The sequence below is a fragment of the uncultured Xanthomarina sp. genome (assembly GCF_963971605.1).
Taxonomy (GTDB): Bacteria; Bacteroidota; Bacteroidia; order Flavobacteriales; family Flavobacteriaceae; genus Xanthomarina; species Xanthomarina gelatinilytica.
In genome coordinates this window covers 1-19,055 of the sequence record NZ_CAXATZ010000046.1, presented here as the reverse complement: position 1 = coordinate 19,055, position 19,055 = coordinate 1, and the positions used below count along the sequence as shown (strand labels likewise).

General features: G+C 37.8%; 16 protein-coding genes. 9 read left to right on the top strand and 7 right to left on the bottom strand.

The features are described from left to right. Positions 1-10: 10 nt before the first annotated feature. The 3 genes from AACY93_RS12550 to AACY93_RS12540 form a co-directional block, all read right to left on the bottom strand. Positions 11-292 (bottom strand): hypothetical protein, encoded by a 282-nt coding sequence (locus tag AACY93_RS12550; RefSeq protein ID WP_339612129.1) that lies wholly within the window; start codon positions 290-292, stop codon positions 11-13. An 84-nt stretch (positions 293-376) separates the two neighbouring features. After that, the gene (locus AACY93_RS12545) at positions 377-922 is read right to left on the bottom strand and encodes a DUF6252 family protein (RefSeq protein ID WP_287005872.1); all 546 of its coding nucleotides are present in this window, start codon (positions 920-922) and stop codon (positions 377-379) included. Positions 923-989: 67 nt separating this feature from the next. Then, positions 990-2,753, bottom strand: a complete 1,764-nt coding sequence (locus AACY93_RS12540) for a PQQ-binding-like beta-propeller repeat protein (RefSeq protein WP_287005871.1) — start codon at positions 2,751-2,753, stop codon at positions 990-992. A gap of 740 nt (positions 2,754-3,493) precedes the next feature. On the opposite strand from AACY93_RS12540, the gene AACY93_RS12535 reads away from it, so the two are divergent. Further along, complete coding sequence (locus AACY93_RS12535) at positions 3,494-4,039, top strand: sigma-70 family RNA polymerase sigma factor (protein WP_287005870.1); 546 nt, start codon at positions 3,494-3,496, stop codon at positions 4,037-4,039. Continuing rightward, complete coding sequence (locus AACY93_RS12530; RefSeq protein WP_287005868.1) at positions 4,032-4,742, top strand: hypothetical protein; 711 nt, start codon at positions 4,032-4,034, stop codon at positions 4,740-4,742. Before AACY93_RS12535 ends, AACY93_RS12530 begins: the two co-directional genes overlap by 8 nt. Here AACY93_RS12530 and AACY93_RS12525 read toward each other — a convergent pair. Beyond that, on the bottom strand, positions 4,734-7,715 hold the full coding sequence (locus AACY93_RS12525; RefSeq protein WP_287005866.1) for a CHAT domain-containing protein: 2,982 nt from the start codon (positions 7,713-7,715) through the stop codon (positions 4,734-4,736). The two genes, AACY93_RS12530 and AACY93_RS12525, sit on opposite strands and share 9 nt — an antisense overlap. A 258-nt stretch (positions 7,716-7,973) precedes the next feature. On the opposite strand from AACY93_RS12525, the gene AACY93_RS12520 reads away from it, so the two are divergent. The 3 genes from AACY93_RS12520 (at position 7,974) to AACY93_RS12510 (ending at position 11,440) form a co-directional block, all read left to right on the top strand. Continuing rightward, entirely contained in the window at positions 7,974-8,978 is a 1,005-nt protein-coding gene (locus AACY93_RS12520) for a lipoate--protein ligase (protein ID WP_287005865.1), read from the top strand. A gap of 274 nt (positions 8,979-9,252) precedes the next feature. Next, positions 9,253-10,572, top strand: coding sequence for a Na+/H+ antiporter NhaA (gene nhaA, locus AACY93_RS12515; RefSeq protein WP_007648712.1), 1,320 nt, complete (start codon positions 9,253-9,255; stop codon positions 10,570-10,572). 1 nt (position 10,573) lies between these two features. Continuing rightward, entirely contained in the window at positions 10,574-11,440 is an 867-nt protein-coding gene (locus AACY93_RS12510) for a DUF5694 domain-containing protein (protein WP_287005863.1), read from the top strand. Positions 11,441-11,514: 74 nt separating this feature from the next. Here the strand turns inward: AACY93_RS12510 and AACY93_RS12505 are convergent, their stop codons facing one another. The 3 genes from AACY93_RS12505 to recQ all read right to left on the bottom strand — a co-directional run bounded on the left by AACY93_RS12505 (position 11,515) and on the right by recQ (position 15,669). Further along, entirely contained in the window at positions 11,515-12,216 is a 702-nt protein-coding gene (locus tag AACY93_RS12505; RefSeq protein ID WP_287005861.1) for a tetratricopeptide repeat protein, read from the bottom strand. Between the two features lie 96 nt (positions 12,217-12,312). Further along, a complete protein-coding gene (locus tag AACY93_RS12500) occupies positions 12,313-13,245 on the bottom strand; it encodes a peptidylprolyl isomerase (RefSeq protein WP_287005859.1) in 933 nt (310 codons plus the stop codon). A 222-nt stretch (positions 13,246-13,467) separates the two neighbouring features. Further along, entirely contained in the window at positions 13,468-15,669 is a 2,202-nt protein-coding gene (gene recQ, locus AACY93_RS12495) for a DNA helicase RecQ (RefSeq protein WP_287005858.1), read from the bottom strand. A 201-nt stretch (positions 15,670-15,870) separates the two neighbouring features. Between recQ and AACY93_RS12490 the strand changes: the two genes are divergently transcribed. The 4 genes from AACY93_RS12490 to lptB all read left to right on the top strand — a co-directional run bounded on the left by AACY93_RS12490 (position 15,871) and on the right by lptB (position 18,976). Then, positions 15,871-16,836 (top strand): KpsF/GutQ family sugar-phosphate isomerase, encoded by a 966-nt coding sequence (locus AACY93_RS12490; protein ID WP_286852807.1) that lies wholly within the window; start codon positions 15,871-15,873, stop codon positions 16,834-16,836. Further along, entirely contained in the window at positions 16,836-17,660 is an 825-nt protein-coding gene (tatC, locus tag AACY93_RS12485) for a twin-arginine translocase subunit TatC (protein WP_040491653.1), read from the top strand. The genes AACY93_RS12490 and tatC overlap by 1 nt, the downstream gene beginning before the upstream one ends. Beyond that, a complete protein-coding gene (locus AACY93_RS12480) occupies positions 17,653-18,006 on the top strand; it encodes a carboxymuconolactone decarboxylase family protein (RefSeq protein WP_007648702.1) in 354 nt (117 codons plus the stop codon). The genes tatC and AACY93_RS12480 overlap by 8 nt, the downstream gene beginning before the upstream one ends. 229 nt (positions 18,007-18,235) lie before the next feature. Beyond that, positions 18,236-18,976, top strand: coding sequence for an LPS export ABC transporter ATP-binding protein (gene lptB, locus AACY93_RS12475; protein ID WP_007648699.1), 741 nt, complete (start codon positions 18,236-18,238; stop codon positions 18,974-18,976). Positions 18,977-19,055 lie beyond the last annotated feature (79 nt).

Genomic DNA, 19,055 nt, shown 5'->3' with positions numbered 1-19,055 from the left:
GAATTTCTTTTTAAACAGATTTATGGCGTTCACATTGCTTTTCTAAATCTACTTCAGGGATGTCTTCATTAGTTAATTTCATCGCTCCCCAAGTTGGTGGATTTGCGCCACTCATATCGTCATATTGTATTTGGAACCAATCTGAAGTTATCACATTGGCATTCCCATCTTGACCATCTTCTCCATCCGTACCGTCTACCCCATCTTCAACAGAGCAAGCAGATATTAAGAAAAGCAATGTGAACGCCATAAATCTGTTTAAAAAGAAATTCAGTTTTGTTTCTAATGTCATAATAAATGTTTTTAATGTTTATGTATCTATTTTTGTACTAAGCCTTGTGTATCAAAATCTTGTTAGCTACGGGTTAAAGACCATTTAGTCTATGGCTGCTGAAAATTTACCATTGGTCACCTGGATGCTTTCTCCAGTTTGATTGTTGGTAGCAGTAAATTCAAACGTTCCTTTCAGTTCATTATTGGTATTGCTTATGATGGTTAAACTACCAGACACAGCATCGGTTCCTGAACCAAATTCAGTATCGTTCTGGGTATCGGTATATACTACCCAAAACCCATCAATACCCGAAACATCTACCACTGTACCTATAGGATAGGTTCCAGGGGCTGGATTCCCCACTGGATCTTCCTCAAAATCTTTATAAAGTGTAATCCCAAAGGTTTGGTCTGCTGCTGAGGTGCCATCGTTACTGGAAACCATATAGGAACTACTTCCAATGATATTTACATAACAGAACCCCGATTTGGCCCCTTCAACCGTTCCTGTTATATCAAATGTCATTTGATTTAATGGGATGGTAATATCCTCCATACCTGTAGTATTGTCATTGGTATCTTCATCATTGGAGCACGCCATAAATGATAAGAAAAGTGTTAATAAAATAATACGCATTACATGTTTCATAAGTTTTTTGATTTTTAATGATTAATAGTTATTATTAAATGTTTCTTGTATAAAAGTGTTCAAAAATTTAGCCTTGCTGTTTAATGGATAACTGCTTGTTGGAAGTACTAAAATTGGCAATTGTATTTCCTGAAGGACTTAAAAAAACATGCTCGGTTTTAGGCAATATGTTGGTTTCCAAAACATCACCATTTTTGGAATGTATTCGAGTAAATGTTTTGTTTTCCAGAACCCAAACCTCTTCTTTAGTCGCGATAACATCCAATAGGCTCTTTGTAGCCACACTGGCTAAATGGTTGCCCTCAAAATCTATAATGGCAAGCCCTTTCGTTCCAAAAAGCAAAATCCCATTGGCATAAAATTCACTGTACTTTACTCTTCCAATACCCAAGTCCTTGGTTCGTGTATAAGACAGTTCTTCCCCGGTTTTGGCGTCATGGATATAAATTCCCTGAGACACGATATCCACAATACGACCATTGCTTACCATAAAGGGATTAAACAATTTAGTGATATCGGCACTGTTTGAGGCTTTTTTGGTTTCAAAAACCACGTCCCCCGTTTTAGCATCCAGAGCAGTAATCATGGTGCGATTTAAATTACCTGATGCTTTAACATAAAAAAGCCCATCTACCATTTCATCCTGCACCACAGTCCATTGATTCCCAAGAATTCCATACTCCTCCTTTTCTACCTTGTCTTTGTGGATGTCAATAATTAAATATCCCTTTTTCATACCTGTCCCCAATTGACCCTCTTCATTAAATGTGGTAAAGTAACATAACTTACCATCACTATTGAAGTGAAGTTTGCGAGGTATGAGCCTATTGTATTTGTTTGGACCTTGCGCTTCTTCGCTCCCGTGAACCGCTCGATCTATTGCCATAATATTTCCTATTACCTTAGTAGTTGTTTTGGCAGCCTGCGTACGTGTTTTTATATCTCCCTGAATTTCCTCTCCTGTTTCAACATCAATAAAGGTCAGTTCTAAATAAGGAAGCACCAAGGTATTCCCAATCACTGACGCAAATCCTGGTTGAAAGGTTCCTGAATATTCTACACGCCACAACAATTTGCCAGTGCCTGCATCCAGTGCCAACACTTCTTGTTTTGATGCAAGTTGATCAATGGCGCCTTCTGAATTGGGCACCTGTATCGCCAGCATACGTTTGGTTTTGGTATCATACAAAAGCTCTCCAATGCCTCCTGAAACAGCTTTTTGTGTCCAATGTAACTTCCCCGTTTTAACATCTACCAATTGAAGTCCATTCTTCCCGTTAATGGTTATGGCTTGACGTTCCGGGAGATAGTTAATTAGCCTATCAATAAATTTATCCTTTGTATAAAATTTATTGGAGTTGGATTTTACGTTTAATCCAGGTTCAAAAAGGTTCCCTTCTTGAACTCCATGAGCCGTTAATATAGTTTCGGTAACGGAAATGGCCATATGCAATTGATCCGTTTCCCAAAGCGACTTACCATCTATTAGACTATAGGCCTTGACCAAAGTGCTATTGTGCTGGTAATCAAAAGTCATAAATACCTGCTCATTCTCAAACATAATATAACCACTTCCAGTAGACACAGCCAAGTCTTTTATATAGCGTCCCAATGTAAAGGCATGCTCCCCTTCCAATATCTTGGTTGCAGATTTAACATCCCAAACTTGATATTGCCTATCATGCTCTAAAACCATATAATGGTCATTTGGTGAAAAGTCTATATAATCCGGTGTAAAATCGAGAGGGATCTGCCCCAACTCTTTTAACACTTGTGCTTTTAACTGAAAGCCAAGCGCTAGAATTAATAACAATGTAGTGATTCGTTTCATGTGGTTGTTTTTACTTTATATTTTTAAAATTATTCTATCTTTTTTGAGCAATCTTATAAAATTCAATTCTCCATAACAGGACTGTATTACAGTATTACTGTGTTCTTAGCATCTTGATACTCATGGACGTTTATGGTCTCTACCAAATAAAAAAGCACAGCAAGCAATATCGAAACCTAACTACCCCTGGACTTGTCACAAACTGTAGCTTACTTCAATAAACTGTTAACAAGTAAAAAGTTTCATTTGGTTTGTGGAACAGTCATGCTAACTTCCTAATGCTGGAACATGTTTGATGGGTCTTCATGTGGACTATAAGCCTTTAAAAATAATGGGGCTTTTATAATCCAGATATTTCCATAGAAAAAATTGGTCTAAGCCCTGTCATGATAAAATTTCCCGATATTGACAATTTGGTAAGTGCTCAGGCCCATAATTAGTCCTTTGTAAACCCATAGGGAAATAATCTATTCCTTGGGGAGCGAAATTGAACATGGGTGGCCAAAAAAAAAATGAAAGGTAAGTTTCATAAGCAGTCTGTATGTATTCATTGGTATTGTTTATTTATTTTAAACGTTTGTCTATTTATACCTTTCAAATTTAAAAGTAAACATCACTTTTTAATTTTGTTTTAAAATGCTTGTTTCTTAAAGATTTAAAACAAGGAATAGAATAGGAAAAGACTATTAAAAAAATAGATTAACTTTGCTTGAGTTTACTTTACCCCAAAAAATGTATTAATGGTTAAAGACCAGGATATAATTGACAGCCTCAAAGATAATGACCAACAAGTTTTGGACGAGGTTTACCGGAAACATAAAAAAAGCTTTTATTTATTTGCACGAACATTTTCAATCCCAACAAACGACATTGAAGACATTTATCAGGAAACCATCATCAGTTTGTATGAAAATATTCAAAACAACAAATTGAGCAAATTAACAAGTTCTTTAAAAACCTATTTATTTGCCATAGGAAAGTTTAAAATATTGAAACAGTTAAACAAACCTACGTTCCCTTATTCTCAAGACAACGTCATCCTTGTCTCAGAAGAGATGCAAGTGTTTGAAGCAGAGGTTAATGAAGAACGACAAAAGACCTTAAAAAAATCATGGGCTCAATTAGGTGACAAATGCCAGCAGATATTGGAACTGTATTATTATAAAGGAAAGACTTTGGATGAGATACAAAAGGATTTGAACTATAGCTCCAAAGATGTGTTGAAAAGCCAAAAGTCCAGATGTTTAAAACAATTAAAAGAACTTGTGAAGAAAACTCATGAATAAGGAAGCATTAATAGAGAAATATTTTAGCCATCAACTTTCGGATGCTGAGTTTAATCAATTGAAAAAGTGGATTGAAGAAGATGAACTGTTTAAAAACGAATTTTACCAGCAATTGGAAATTCAAAAAACCATCTCAGAAGCTAATCATTCCCAAATAAAAGAAAGATTAAAAAAGCTGAGCAATAAACCAAAAAATAAAAATAAATGGTATTTGTACGCTGCTTCCGTCACCATTTTAATGATCCTGGGACTCCTTTTCTACAAGCCTCAGCAGGAGTTACAGGAAATCTATGCCGAAAATTTTGAAGCTTACCCCAATGTTATAAACATAACGACCCGTAGTGGATCAGACAATGAAAACAAAGCTGCCCAAGCATTTCAGTATTATGAAAAAGGTCTTTATGCTGAAGCTGTCCTGGCATTTAATGAAGCCTATAAAAACCATCCCGAAGACTATTTACTTTTTTATAAAGGGGTAAGCCTGTTGGCTCAGCAAAAAACCAATGAAGGCATTAAAGTGTTACATAGTTACGATTGGGAAAAAAACCAAAGTGAATTTACAGCAGTTGCTAATTGGTATTTAGGTCTGGCATATATAAAACAAGAACAACTGTCCTTAGCCAAATTACATCTGCAAAAAGTAATGGCTTCGGAAAACCATTTACAGATCCAAGCCCAAAACCTGTTAAAGGAATTAGATTGATACTTTCCTTCCTTTAAAATATTTAAAAAAGTAGACGGCCCCTACAACAATTAACAATAGCAATAAAACATAGGCCATTGATTTGCTTGCTTGTAAAACAGGCTCCGAATCACCGTTTATTACAAAACCTGCCCAATAATAGGGATGCGCTTTTAAGGGATTGTTTTTAATAAAATCCCTCTTGGCATTTGCTAATGCCTCGGTTTTATTGGCTCCTGTTTCTAGATATCGATAAAAAGAAACCATAATTTCAGAAGTCTCTTTATCTGGAACTTCCCATAAACTATATACACTGGCCCGAACCCCTGAATATGTTAAAGCATTCGAGAGGTTCAATAGGCCCTCTCCTTCTGTTAATTGCCCAACACCCGTATTACATGCACTCAAAACTACCAAGTCTGCAGGAAAATACAAACCATAAAAAGACGAAACATCAAACAAAACATTCCCATTAAATACAAGACCCGATTGGGTATGATCGTTTGTGTTCAAAACGCCATGCATGGCCAAATGGTAAATGTTATAGGCCGCTGTTTGATCCATAAAGTTCTTTATGGTCGCTGCTTCGTTTAAATACATGTCTCCCTTAATGATACTTGCTACTTTCATAGCCTCCTTGCGGGCCCCTTCCAAATCTTCAAACCGATTGCCTCTTAATGTATCATTGGTTTCTCCCTTTAAGCCATATTGTGGAGCAAAAGCAGCAAGCAACTTTTTAGCGTCTTTGGATGGATGTGGAGTGCTCTTTAGAAAATACCATAAAGACAAAGAATTGGCGTACTGAATATTGTGCTTGTCTATTAATAAGCCACTTCTGGTTTGAAGAGCCTCAAATGGCAAAAAATGCAATATTTCATGAGGCAGGATGGTTAAGGCCTTGTAAGGTTTCAGTTTGTGCTGAAACGGCTCTATCAATTGTGTATAAAGCTCTCGAGATTGGGGTAAAGAGTTTGTTTTAGGGTCAGACAGCGTAGCATAAAATGAATGTAGATTTTCTTTAAGCACCTCTGTGTCAACCAAATCAAATAACTCTATGCCTTGTTGCGATAAAGTTATGACATAAACCCGTTTGTTACCTACAAAATACTTCACAAGCAATTCTTCTCTCCCAAGATAATGTTGAATTTTCTGAAGGCTAATATCCTCTTTATAGAAAGATTCATACATAGGAGCTTTTTCTGCAATCACGGCATCTAATTTTGTGATGGCCTCTTGGAGTTCCTTTTGTACATTAGTAAGGCTGTCATTGCCTTCTTTACTGTTTTTAAGTTCAAATTTCAACATATTTCTTTGGGCCAATAAAGACTTATCCATGGCAAGAAATTGAACATGTTTTCTTTCAAATTCATTTCGTAAAACTTGAGAGTTGTTTTGTTCTATTCGGGTCAATACCTGTTCCGATAATGGCCTTTGTAATAAGGTGTACATTTGGTAAATTCCCTCATTAATGGATGTATTTAAGCTATTTAAGTTGGCGTTGTACTCCCCATTTTGATAGTACAGACCAAAAATTTCTGCTGCCATTTCATATAAATACTTGGCATAGTGCGCATGGTTTTCTTCCTGGGTTAAGTGATACATGTCCAAATAGAAATTTGCAGCATCCTTCATGGCTATTATAAAAAAGGAACTGTGTTGTTGTTCAAAGGTCTCGACCGTAATGTCTCTAGGTGTATTTAATTTTTTTTCTGCAAGCACAGAAAGTGCCTCCTTCATGGTTCTATTTGCCTCGGTAACCTCATTTTGCTTCAATTGCAAGCTTGCTTTTTGTATCAAAATATTAACAACATTTATCAAACCAATGGGACTTTGTTCGTTTAATTCCAAAGAGGCATCCAAATAGCCTATTGCTGTTGGGTAATCTTTAGCGTAAGTAGCCAATTTAGTATATTGGGTAAAGGTCAACATACAATAATATGGTTGCTTAAAATCTTGACACATGCTTAAAGCTTTAGAGAGTGTTAAGGACGCTTTTTGTTCTTGACCTTCCAAAATATAACAATCAGCCAAATCTATTAATGCGGCAAGGTAATGATGGCTGTATGATTCCTTTTGGGGCAATTTTAAAAAGTACTCAGTAAATGTTTCTAAATTTTCCTCTGCTTTTGAAAGGTTTTTGGAAAAGGTATGGTATAATACTTGCAACCTCAGTATATTTACTTTATCTCTTGGTTCAACTGCAGAATTGGCTATAGCATGTATGGCTTGAAACAAATCTTTGGCTTTACCTGCATCACCATATTCCATATATAGCTTCAACATATTTCCATAAAGCGTAATCAAATAACTTGGTTTGATGCTAGGGGCTTTTTCCCAATAGGTTCTTGCCAGCTCAAAGCTTTTTAATCGTTCCGTAAAAAAACCTATTTGTTTGTAAACGGTTGCTAAATTGTTGTAGGCCAATCCAAGGTCAAAATACTTGTTTTCCTTTAGGGCTTCATACAGAGAAATGGCTTGTTGATACAATTTAATTGCTTCGCTGTAGTTCTTTAATCTATCATTGATGTAACCTAAATCATAAATATAATCGGCTTGGGTTTGCGTATCCACGGAAGCATCGATTAATGTCAGACCTTCCGTGCCTTTTTCCAGAGCCTTATCCCATTGACCCGAGTAAGCCAAGGAATGGTACAAGCCACTGTAAACTTCAATTCTAAAAACCCTAGTCTCAGAAACATCATGCTTATTAAGCATGTCTAGGATACTTGAATACTTTTGAATAGCCTCTGTATAGTTGCCCACTTCCTGTAATAATTTGGCCTCACAGTATTGCAACTTACTGCTATAAATAAAATAATTGGAATTATGTTTTGGGGTTTGACTTACAATCTCTACCCAATGTCTTTTTGAAAGTTCATAGGATTTTTGTTTCAACAAACTGTCGGCCTGTTGTATCATTTGTGACATGTCCTCCTGAAATGCCAACGTATTACCCATGAACAACCATAATAGAATTAGTAGTTTTATTTTCATTAATAACAAAAAGTAGGTTTTAATTGCTAAGATAGTGTTTTTAATTGTTTGAAATATCTTTTAACCTTTAACAAAATCACAGAAACAAGATGGATACTAGATTATAAACTCATGCCTCTATACATAAACAGCTAAAGCCTAATCAGTGTCTTTAAAAACTCTAGATTAACTCAAAATATTTTGAAATAATATACCAACACATCTTAAAAATAGCAGCGATACTTTTTTATCTTTGCAAAACACATCTAAAGCTTAAGCATGATATTTATAGATAACGAAGGACAGACCAACCCAAAACTAAACTTGGCGCTGGAAGAATATGCGCTACGAAATTTTGATACATCCACAGACTATTTATTGTTTTATATCAACGAACCTTCCATCATTATAGGTAGAAACCAAAACACCTTGGAAGAGATCCATCTGGAATATGTGGAAGACAAACACATTCATGTGGTGCGTCGTGTTTCCGGAGGTGGTGCAGTATATCACGATTTGGGGAACCTAAACTTCAGTTTTATTACCAACCACGACGGTAAAAGCATTAGCAATTTTAAGAAATTTACAGCTCCTGTGATTCGTGTTCTAAACCAAATGGGGGTTCAAGCCGAATTAAAAGGACGCAATGATATTTTGGTAAACGAACGGAAAATTTCGGGTACAGCCCAATTTTCCACCGGCAAACGCATGATAAGCCATGGCACTTTACTATTCAATACCGATATGACTGAAGTGGTCAAGGCCCTTCAGGTAAAAATGAGCAAAATAGAATCCAAAGGCCATAAATCGGTTCGCAGTCGGGTGGCCAACATTACTGAGTTTTTAAAAAACCCCATGCCCATGGAAGAGTTTAAAAGTCAGTTGTTACAAGGACTCTATGAAGCCAGTGAGCCTTTTGAAACCTACAGGCTAACAGAAAAAGAATGGGAAGCGGTCCATAAACTGAAGGCTGAAAAATACGACCTCTGGGATTGGAATTTTGGTCGCTCCCCGAAAAGCAACATCCAACGCACCAAACGCTTCGATATTGGGGAAATTGATATACGTATCCATGTTGAAAAAGGGCATATCTCTCAAATTGTCATTTATGGCGATTTTTTTGGCGAAAAACCCGTCTCGGAATTGGAACAGATCTTGGTGGGCCTAGCTTATAACAGGGAGGACCTTTCCAAAGCCTTGGCAAAGGTCAACATACAAAACTATTTTGGGAAGTTGGACAAAGCCGGGTTCTTAAGCCTTTTGTATGGCAGTGACCTGGATTGAAAACCTAATTACCTCGTTAAATAAATGCCTTGTGGTTTAAAAAAACACCATCAAATCATCGCTATGTGTTAGCTATCAATGGTGGTTTGCGCCTCCAAGGATTAGCAAAAATGGTACAACTTGACACAGTTTAAATAGCTCTCGCCATGTCAGGCAGTAAAACTATTTAAAAAAAACATCAAGTCTTACACCTCATTCCATTACTTTTAACAATATTCTCGTAGCTTTTGCATATTTTTGAAGTATTAAAAAAACACGAACAAAATAAAAATATATGATTAAAAAAGTCCTATTAACTCCTTTTCAGAAATTTATAAAACTGGAAAGCCTTTCTGGTATTTTGCTGTTTGGTGCAACCATTTTAGCCCTTATATGGGCCAACTCACCTTATGGAGCAGAATACGAACAGCTTTGGCAATACGAATTCGGTGTCAGTTTTAATGATTTTAGCCTTATAAAACCCTTGATCCTTTGGATAAACGATGGTTTAATGGCCATCTTTTTCTTCCTGATTGGATTGGAGCTTAAACGGGAACTTTTAGTTGGGGAAATAGACAGCATAAAAAAAGCCTCGTTTCCTCTAATCGCTGCCCTTGGTGGGGTCCTGGCTCCAGTAGGCTTGTTTTTGTTTTTAAATCAAGACCCTGAAACCGCCAAAGGTTGGGGCATACCTATGGCCACGGATATCGCTTTTGCCTTGGCCATCTTGGGCACTTTAAAAAGTAGGGTCCCCCTAAGCTTGAAAATATTCTTAACGGCCTTTGCCATTATAGACGATATTGCTGCCGTACTCATTATAGCCATCTTCTACAGTGCCAACATCAACTGGTTTTTTATTCTTGTGGGATTACTCCTCATTGCGCTTTTGGCCCTTGTTTACCATAAAAGAAAGTTTTCCCTAGAAATAGGTTTGGTAATTGGCACCATTGTTTGGTTCCTGTTCTTAAAATCGGGCATCCATCCTACCATTGCAGGGGTGTTATTGGCTTTTACCGTTCCTATTAAAAGAACCTTGAACATTTATGAGTTCTCCAGCAACCTCAATAACATTTCCAGTAAAATTGTAAGCATTACTGACGATACCTATAAACATATTTTAACTAAGGATGAAATGGAATGTATAGACAACCTGGATCATTTAACCTCCGAAGTTCGTTCGCCATTGCAACATCTGGAATACCAACTCCACAACTTAACAGCCTATTTCATACTGCCTGTTTTTGCCTTCGCAAATGCTGGTGTGGTATTGAATACCAATTCCGAAATAAACACCTCTCTCATGCTCTATATTGCCATTAGTTTGTTTGCAGGAAAACTAATTGGGGTCAGCCTGTTCTCCTATCTTGGAGTAAAACTGAAGCTCACCGAGTTGCCTTCAGGAATCAATTTCAAACACATTATAGGCATTGCCAGTATTGCTGGGGTTGGATTTACCATGTCCATTTTTATTGCCAACCTGGCTTTTGGTAACGATGCCATAAATATCAATTCCTCGAAAGTTGGTATCATTATCGGTTCATTGATCTCTGGACTTGTAGGTGTTATCATCCTGAGGTTAACCAGTAAAAAAGAAGGTGAAACCAACGGCTCTTAAAATGTTTAACGCATACAAAAAGGCCTTTTTGCTTATGGCGTTTATAAGCATCATGGCTTGTAAAGATAACAACAACACACAAAGTCAGGAGCTTCCAAAGACCGCTATAAAGGAATCCCAAAAAATCAAGGTCCTAAATGTGGGCACCTTTCATTTCGGGTACACCTCTGATGCCAATAAAGTGGATTTTAACGAAGAGGACAAAAAAACCCATAAAGCCGTTAGGGACCTAGCTGCCTTATTGGCCCAATTCAAACCTACCATAGTATGTATTGAAAATTTGCCGGAATACAACAAGGAAATCAACCAAGCCTATCAGGACTATTTAGCCAACCCGAGTGTGTTGAACACCAATTATGGGGAAAGAAGCATGTTGGCTTTTGAAGTGGCCAGACTAAGTAACCTGAAGTATCTACATGGCATAGACCACGCCATGGAATACAATTACCGTATTGCAGAAGAACTTGTCAATTCCATAGATTCTGTGACCTATAATAAGTATATGAATGATCCTTTTAAGGAGCTCCCAGAACTAAAACAACAAATTGACAATTTTTACGACCTGCCCTTATTGGAACAATTGCAGCTGTATAACCAACCGGAATATCTCGATTTTAACATCAATGTCAATGCAGACATGTTGCTGTATGCTGGCACCGAAAATGGGTTTGAAGGTGCAGACGAAGCTGCTAAATTTTACCATAGGAATTTAAGGATCTTTTCAAACCTCAACAGGATACCCATGAAAAAAACCGATAGGGTTTTTATTCTAATGGGAGCAGCACATACAGCGTTTTTAAGGGAAAACCTAAAAAGAAGCCCCAAATTTGAATTGGTGAATACCTTGGACTATCTCAAAAAAGATTGAAAAACCAAGTCGTTTTAGTGACTTCAAGTACTCCACAAACCCTTAGTGTCAGCACTTGGATGTTATAGGACATATTAATCTTGCTGGTTTTCATAACTGTCCATAAAAGTTTTTGCCCTCCTATTCCCAGAATTGAGTTCTAAGGCCTTTTCGTAATTTTGATAGGCTTGCAAACTATCTCCACTCCTAGCATAAGCATCGGCCAGGCTGTCATAAACATTATCACTTTCTGGATAAAGGGCCACATTTATTTTAAACACCTCTATGGCATCGGCATAAGCTTTTTCCCTAAGGTACTGGTATCCCAAACTATTAAAATCCTGTTCTATTATAAACATGCTTTCTGGATCTTCGGCCTGTATGTTTAAATAACCTTCCAGTGCCAAACCATACGCTTTGTCCCTTAAATACATGCTGGGTGTTTTAAAAGTGTCCGAAACTTTTATATAGTTGTAAGTAGTACTGCTTGCGGAAGCCTCTGTGATAACCGACAAATAACGCTGTTTGGTTTCGGGATGCTGCACAAATTGTAGTTTTTGATAGAGGTCTGGCACAAAAAAGGTGTGTTGGTCCAAAACTACAGGTTTTATTTCAGCTCCTTTCCATTTAATGTACAGTTGATCGTTTTTATAAAAGACCTCCATAAGTTCGTCTGGACTATACAAATAACGTCCAGAACTTGCTTCTTTAAATGCTGAAGGGTAATCTATGGATTTTGAACAGCTAACAGAAACCAGTAACATAAAAAATAAAGAGAAATAAATTGAAGTTTTCATTTTAAATAGTTGATTGATAAAAAAAGATAAAAAAATACGTCTCATTATAAAATGAGACGTAATTAAATATGTTTTGTTACGGTTTTAAGGTAAAATCTAGGATACACCCATCAATTCCACATCAAAAATCAAAGTAGCATCTGGAGGAATCACCCCACCAGCTCCACGACTTCCATAACCCAAATCACTTGGGATAACCAATCGGGCTTTATCACCCACTTGCAACAATTGAATGCCTTCGTCCCAACCTGGAATCACCTGCCCTACACCTACAGGAAACTCTAAGGGCTGCTTGCGTTTGTAAGAGGAATCAAAAACAGTTCCATCGGCCAATTGTCCTTTATAATGTACGGAAACCGTCTTACCCTTTTCAGCTTGTTTCCCAGTTCCTTTTTGTAAAATTTGATAACGCAACCCACTTTCGGTTTCTTCAAAACCTTGAGCCAGTTTATCCAACTCGGCTCTTTTGGCTTCACGTTCGGCAGCCACACGCTTTTCGCGAGCGCCTTCAAAAGTCCTAAAAGCCTCTATGGCATTAAAAGCTTCAGCATCAGCTCCTACCCTAATAATTTCCAGGGTCTCTATGGTATCACCTTGAGCTATGGCATCTACAACCTCTTGCCCAGTAACAACCTGTCCAAAAACCGTATGGTTATTATCCAACCAAGGGGTTTCTACATGTGTGATAAAAAATTGGGAGCCATTGGTTCCTGGTCCTGCATTGGCCATAGATAAAACGCCTGGTCCGGAATGCTTTAACTCTGGATGAAACTCATCGTCAAATTTATATCCTGGGTTCCCGGTTCCAGTTCCTTGCGGACAACCTCCTTGAATCATGAAATCTGGTATCACCCTATGAAACTTTAAACCATCGTAATAAGGCCTGCCTTGTGGTTTTGCTGAATTTTCCATATGACCTTCTGCCAAAGCCACAAAATTACCTACGGTTCCAGGTGTTTTTTTGTATTCTAAAGCCACTAATATCTCACCTTTGTTGGTGTTGAATTTTGCGTATAATCCGTCTTGCATGTCTATTTTTTTTAATGAAATGCAAAGATAATCAATGAAAATAAAAACGACACATTAAATTACAGGTTTCAAGATTTAAGATTTAAAGTTCTAGATTTAAGATTCAAGGTTCTTTATTCTTTGTACTTTGTTCTTTGTTCTTTGTACTTTGTACTTTGTTCTTTGTACTTTGTTCTTTGTACTTTATACTTTATTCTTAGAATTTACAATCATCAACCAAACCTAATTCGCCACTTCACTGATAAATTTGATACGGTACAAGCGCAATTCTTCATCGTCGTAGTCGCCATCAAATTCGTTAATGGCTTCATCAATTTTATCGGTTTGGGCCTCCATAAAATAATCATGGATTTCCTCTTGTTGGTCTTCATCCAATATATCATTTATCCAATAATCAATATTCAATCTGGTTCCAGAGAATACAATGGCCTCCATCTCTTTGATAAAATCTTTCATCTCCATGCCTTTAGCCGAAGCAATGTCATCCAAAGGTAACTTTCGGTCTATATTTTGAATGATGTAAAGTTTTAGGGAGGAATTGGTTCCGGTAGATTTCACAATCATGTCATCGGGACGTACAATATCATTCTCATCCACATAATTGGCAATTAAGGCTAAGAAATCCTTGCCATATTTTTTGGCTTTGCCCTCTCCAACACCATGGACGTTAATCAACTCTTCCATGGTCAAAGGATATTTCAAGGCCATATCCTCTAACGAAGGATCTTGGAATATAACAAAGGGTGGCACACCCAATTTTTTGGCATTTTTTTTACGTAAATCCTTAAGCATGTTCATCAACACTTCATCTGCCACAGCCCCTCCTCCTTTAGTGGAGGTGATGATGTTTTCGTCTCCTGTGCTGTCAAACACATGGTCCTCGGTCATCATAAAGGATTCTGGGTGCTTTATAAAGTTTTTCCCTGCCTTTGTTATTTTTATCACACCGTAGGTTTCAATATCCTTTCTTAAATAGCCTGCCACTAGCACCTGTCGCACCAATGCCATCCAGTAACTTTTTTCTTTATCCTTGCCTTTTCCAAATACCGATAACTCATCCGTTTTATGCGATTTTATCAAGGCATTGGCTTTCCCTACTATTACATTCACCAAATCCTTGGCCTTGTATTTTTCGTGGGTAGCCTCTACGGTTTCCAACACCAATTTAACATCGTCCTGGGCCTCGTGTTTCTTTTTTGGGAAACGCACATTGTCATCCATATCACCACCTTCTCCAGTCTCATTGTCAAACTCTTCCCCAAAATAATGCAAAATAAACTTTCTTCTGGAAATGGACGTTTCGGCATAGGCAACAACTTCCTGTAACAAAGCTTGCCCTATTTCCTGTTCGGCCACAGGTTTTCCAGACATAAACTTTTCAAGTTTCTCAATGTCTTTATAGGCATAAAAGGCCAAACAGTGCCCTTCACCTCCATCCCGTCCTGCCCTACCGGTTTCTTGATAATAACTCTCAATGCTTTTAGGGATATCGTGATGAATCACAAAACGCACATCGGGTTTGTCTATGCCCATCCCAAAAGCTATGGTAGCCACCACCACGTCTATGTCTTCCATTAAAAACATGTCTTGGTGCTTCGATCGGGTCTTGGCATCCAAGCCTGCATGGTAAGGCACTGCTTGTATGCCATTTACCTGAAGGGTTTGCGCCAATTCTTCCACACGTTTCCTACTTAAACAATACACAATACCCGATTTCCCACTGTTTTGCTTGATGAAACGGATGATATCGGCATCTACCTGTTTGGTTTTCGGACGTACTTCGTAATAAAGGTTCGGCCTGTTAAAAGAAGCCTTAAAGGTCTTGGCATTAGGAATGGCCAAGTTTTTCAATATGTCCTCCTGGACCTTTGGTGTGGCTGTAGCTGTTAAACCTATAATGGGAATATCATCCCCTATGCGCTGGATGATGTGTTTTAAATTACGGTATTCCGGTCGGAAATCATGCCCCCATTCACTAATACAATGGGCTTCATCCACAGCCATAAAAGATATTTTTACCGACCGTAAAAATTCCACATTCTCTTCTTTGGTAAGTGATTCCGGTGCCACATAAAGCAGTTTGGTAACACCATCAACTATGTCTTGCTTGACACGTTTAATTTCGGTTTTGTTTAAAGAGGAATTTAATACGTGTGCAATCCCATCTTCTTTGGAGACACCCCGTATGGCATCTACCTGATTTTTCATTAAAGCTATTAAAGGGGAAACAATAATGGCTGTGCCTTCTTGCATAAGTGCAGGTAGTTGGTAACACAACGATTTACCTCCTCCTGTGGGCATGATTACAAAGGTGTGATTTCCAGATAAAATGCTTTTAATGACTTCTTCTTGCAATCCCTTAAACTTACTAAAGCCAAAATATGTTTTTAAGGCTTTATGCAAGTCTTTTTCAATTATCGACATGAATCTTTTTAATTTTAATTTACACTTTTATAAAAATACATTAAAATTAAATGCTATTAATTATCCTAATGTATTAAGAGAACTCACAATTTTTTTTTCGTTAGCTTTGTACCCTATTTAAACGAATAAAAAGTTATGAGTTTGAATAACTTTAAAGATACTAAATTCTTTAAAAGCATCAACCCAAAAAAATAATAAATTTTGAACAAGCAGCATTCTATTATACATACTGCAAAACAAACGATTGAGATGGAAAGCAAGGCCATTTTCAATCTTTCAAGTTATATTAACGAAGAATTTGCAGCTGCCGTAGAGTTAATTTACAACTCCAAGGGACGCGTCATTATTACCGGAATTGGTAAAAGTGCCATTATTGCCACTAAAATTGTGGCTACCTTAAATTCCACGGGAACACCTGCTGTTTTTATGCATGCTGCCGATGCCATTCATGGTGATCTAGGTCTGATCCTTGAAAACGATGTGGTTATTTGCATCTCTAAAAGTGGCAATACCCCAGAAATTAAAGTCTTGGTACCCCTTATTAAAAACGCCAAAAACAAAATGGTCGCCATTACGGGCAACAAAGACTCATTTTTGGGCAAACAAGCAGATTATGTTTTAAATGCCTATGTGGAAAAAGAAGCTTGCCCAAACAACCTAGCCCCTACTACCAGCACCACGGCTCAATTGGTGATTGGGGATGCCTTAGCCATTTGCTTGTTGGAACTAAAAGGCTTTTCAAGTAAAGATTTTGCCAAATACCATCCGGGGGGTGCCCTGGGCAAAAAACTCTACCTGCGTGTCAGCGACATGTCTGAAGTCAATCAAAAACCCAGTGTAAGCCTGCATACAGGCATTAAAGACATCATTATTGAAATTACAGAAAAAATGTTGGGGGTTACTGCTGTGGTTGAAGCTGGTAAAATACTAGGAATTATAACCGATGGGGATTTAAGACGTATGTTGAGCAAAACAGACGATTTTACCAACCTGACTGCCAAGGATATCATGAGCGAAAACCCTAAGCGTATAGACGCCAACGCCATGGCTGTGGATGCCATGGAACTGATGGAAAAACATGGAATTTCCCAATTATTGGTAGAGAAAAAAGGACAGTATGCTGGCGTGGTTCACGTACACGATTTAATTAAAGAAGGCATTTTATAATGGCAAAGAAGAATGTGAACGACATGTCTTTCCTCGATCATTTAGAGGATTTACGCTGGCATTTAATTCGTGCTACCATGGCTGTTTTAATCTGTGGTGCTGGTGCTTTTATTTTTTCAGACTTTATTTTCGACACCATTATTTTTGGTCCTAAAAAAATGAGCTTCCCTACCTATAGGTGGCTCTGCAGCATGTCGCAATACATAGGGATAGATACCACCTTTTGTTTGGACGAATTTCCGTTTAGAATCCAGAACCGTACCATGGCCGGACAGTTTTCTGCCCATATTTGGACCTCCATTTATGCGGGTCTGGTTATAGCATTTCCATATATCATATATCAATTCTGGAAATTTTTAAGTCCAGGACTGCACGAAAACGAACGCAAACATTCCAGGGGCTTTATTATTATTTCCTCCTTTCTGTTCTTTTTAGGGGTGTTGTTTGGTTATTATATCGTGACCCCCTTATCCATTAACTTTTTGGGCACTTATAGTGTGAGCAGTGAAATCTCAAACGAAATAGATATCAGCTCCTATATTTCCCTGGTAAGGTCTTCTGCCTTGGCTTCAGGACTTATTTTTGAACTGCCCATCATTATCTATTTTTTAACCAAAATAGGTTTGGTGACCCCACACATATTAAAAAAGTACCGAAAATTCGCCCTGGTCATTGTTTTGGTGGTGTCTGCCATCATCACACCTCCAGACGTGGCCAGTCAAATCATTGTGGCCATCCCTATTTTGGTACTGTATCAGGTGAGTATTTACATCTCTAAAATAGTGGTGAAAAATCAACTTAAAAAAGAAAAAAAACATGTCTGATATTGTTAACGAATTTAATGAGTACCGTTCAAAAATGAACGAAAAAATACTGGCAGATAACAACAAGGTAATCAAGCGTATTTTCAATTTAGATACCAACGCCTATCAAGAAGGTGCTTTGGATGTTAAAACCAAAGAATTGCTGGGTTTGGTCGCTTCAACCGTGTTGCGCTGCGACGACTGTATCAAATACCACCTGGAAACAAGCCATAAAGTAGGTTTGAAAAAAGAAGAAGTGGTTGAGGCCCTAAGCATCGCTACCTTGGTTGGAGGTACCATCGTAATTCCTCATTTACGCCGTGCCTACGAGTTTTGGGATGCCCTGGAAGAAACAGATAGCTTATAAAAAAAAGCAGCCTAACATTTTTTCTTGCAATTACCTGTCTTCTCAAAGTGTGGACAAAGGCTCATAAACACAAACTGTTTTGTTTTTGGCTCTCCCAATTTGAAAAAAGACCGGATAACATATGGCGTACATAGATTAACATGGTAGGCGTTAAACTTTTAATAAATAAAAAGTAGAACCCTTAGAGTATCTTTCAATTTTACTATTTTAGCACCAATTACCCAGTTTTATGAAGTTAAAAGCCGATAATTTAATGAAGTCCTACAACGGACGGAAAGTAGTGAAAGATGTTTCCTTAGAAGTCAACCAAGGGGAAATTGTAGGTCTGTTGGGACCCAATGGCGCAGGTAAAACCACTTCGTTTTACATGATAGTTGGCTTGATCAAACCCAATGGTGGCAGCATTCATTTAGACCAAACCAACATCACCAAGTATCCCATGTACAAACGTGCCCAAAACGGCATAGGGTACTTGGCACAAGAAGCGTCGGTATTTAGAAAACTGAGTATCGAAGACAATATTTTAAGTGTGTTGCAGCTTACCAAGTTGAGCAAAAAGGAACAACACGATAAAATGGAAGAACTGATAGAGGAATTTGGTTTGGGACATATTCGAAAAAGTCGTGGCGATTTATTATCCGGTGGTGAACGAAGACGTACCGAAATAGCAAGGGCCTTGGCCACCGACCCAAGCTTTATTCTATTGGACGAGCCTTTTGCTGGTGTCGATCCCGTAGCTGTGGAAGACATCCAACGTATTGTGGCGCAACTGACCAAAAAAAACATTGGCATCCTTATTACGGACCATAACGTTCAAGAAACCTTGGCCATTACCGATAGAACCTATTTAATGTTTGAAGGAAGCATCTTAAAAGCCGGGGAACCTGAAGAATTGGCTAGCGATGAAATGGTAAGAAAAGTGTACCTTGGTCAGAACTTTGAACTCCGTAAGAAAAAGATCAGGGAGTAAATCTACAAATTCCAAAAAAAAGCTTCTGTCATTCCTGCAAAATCGAAGATTCTCGAATTCAATTTAAGACAATAAGAAT

Bases quoted from the DNA above. Each gene is read 5' to 3' on its own strand.
- AACY93_RS12520 (WP_287005865.1), top strand. From the start codon at position 7,974: ATGATATTTATAGATAACGAAGGACAGACCAACCCAAAACTAAACTTG.
- AACY93_RS12480 (WP_007648702.1), top strand. From the start codon at position 17,653: ATGTCTGATATTGTTAACGAATTTAATGAGTACCGTTCAAAAATGAAC.
- AACY93_RS12535 (WP_287005870.1), top strand. From the start codon at position 3,494: ATGGTTAAAGACCAGGATATAATTGACAGCCTCAAAGATAATGACCAA.
- AACY93_RS12505 (WP_287005861.1), bottom strand. From the start codon at position 12,216: ATGAAAACTTCAATTTATTTCTCTTTATTTTTTATGTTACTGGTTTCT.
- AACY93_RS12510 (WP_287005863.1), top strand. From the start codon at position 10,574: ATGTTTAACGCATACAAAAAGGCCTTTTTGCTTATGGCGTTTATAAGC.
- lptB (WP_007648699.1), top strand. From the start codon at position 18,236: ATGAAGTTAAAAGCCGATAATTTAATGAAGTCCTACAACGGACGGAAA.
- AACY93_RS12530 (WP_287005868.1), top strand. From the start codon at position 4,032: ATGAATAAGGAAGCATTAATAGAGAAATATTTTAGCCATCAACTTTCG.
- AACY93_RS12525 (WP_287005866.1), bottom strand. From the start codon at position 7,715: ATGAAAATAAAACTACTAATTCTATTATGGTTGTTCATGGGTAATACG.
- AACY93_RS12545 (WP_287005872.1), bottom strand. From the start codon at position 922: ATGAAACATGTAATGCGTATTATTTTATTAACACTTTTCTTATCATTT.
- tatC (WP_040491653.1), top strand. From the start codon at position 16,836: ATGGCAAAGAAGAATGTGAACGACATGTCTTTCCTCGATCATTTAGAG.
- nhaA (WP_007648712.1), top strand. From the start codon at position 9,253: ATGATTAAAAAAGTCCTATTAACTCCTTTTCAGAAATTTATAAAACTG.
- AACY93_RS12500 (WP_287005859.1), bottom strand. From the start codon at position 13,245: ATGCAAGACGGATTATACGCAAAATTCAACACCAACAAAGGTGAGATA.
- recQ (WP_287005858.1), bottom strand. From the start codon at position 15,669: ATGTCGATAATTGAAAAAGACTTGCATAAAGCCTTAAAAACATATTTT.
- AACY93_RS12550 (WP_339612129.1), bottom strand. From the start codon at position 292: ATGACATTAGAAACAAAACTGAATTTCTTTTTAAACAGATTTATGGCG.
- AACY93_RS12540 (WP_287005871.1), bottom strand. From the start codon at position 2,753: ATGAAACGAATCACTACATTGTTATTAATTCTAGCGCTTGGCTTTCAG.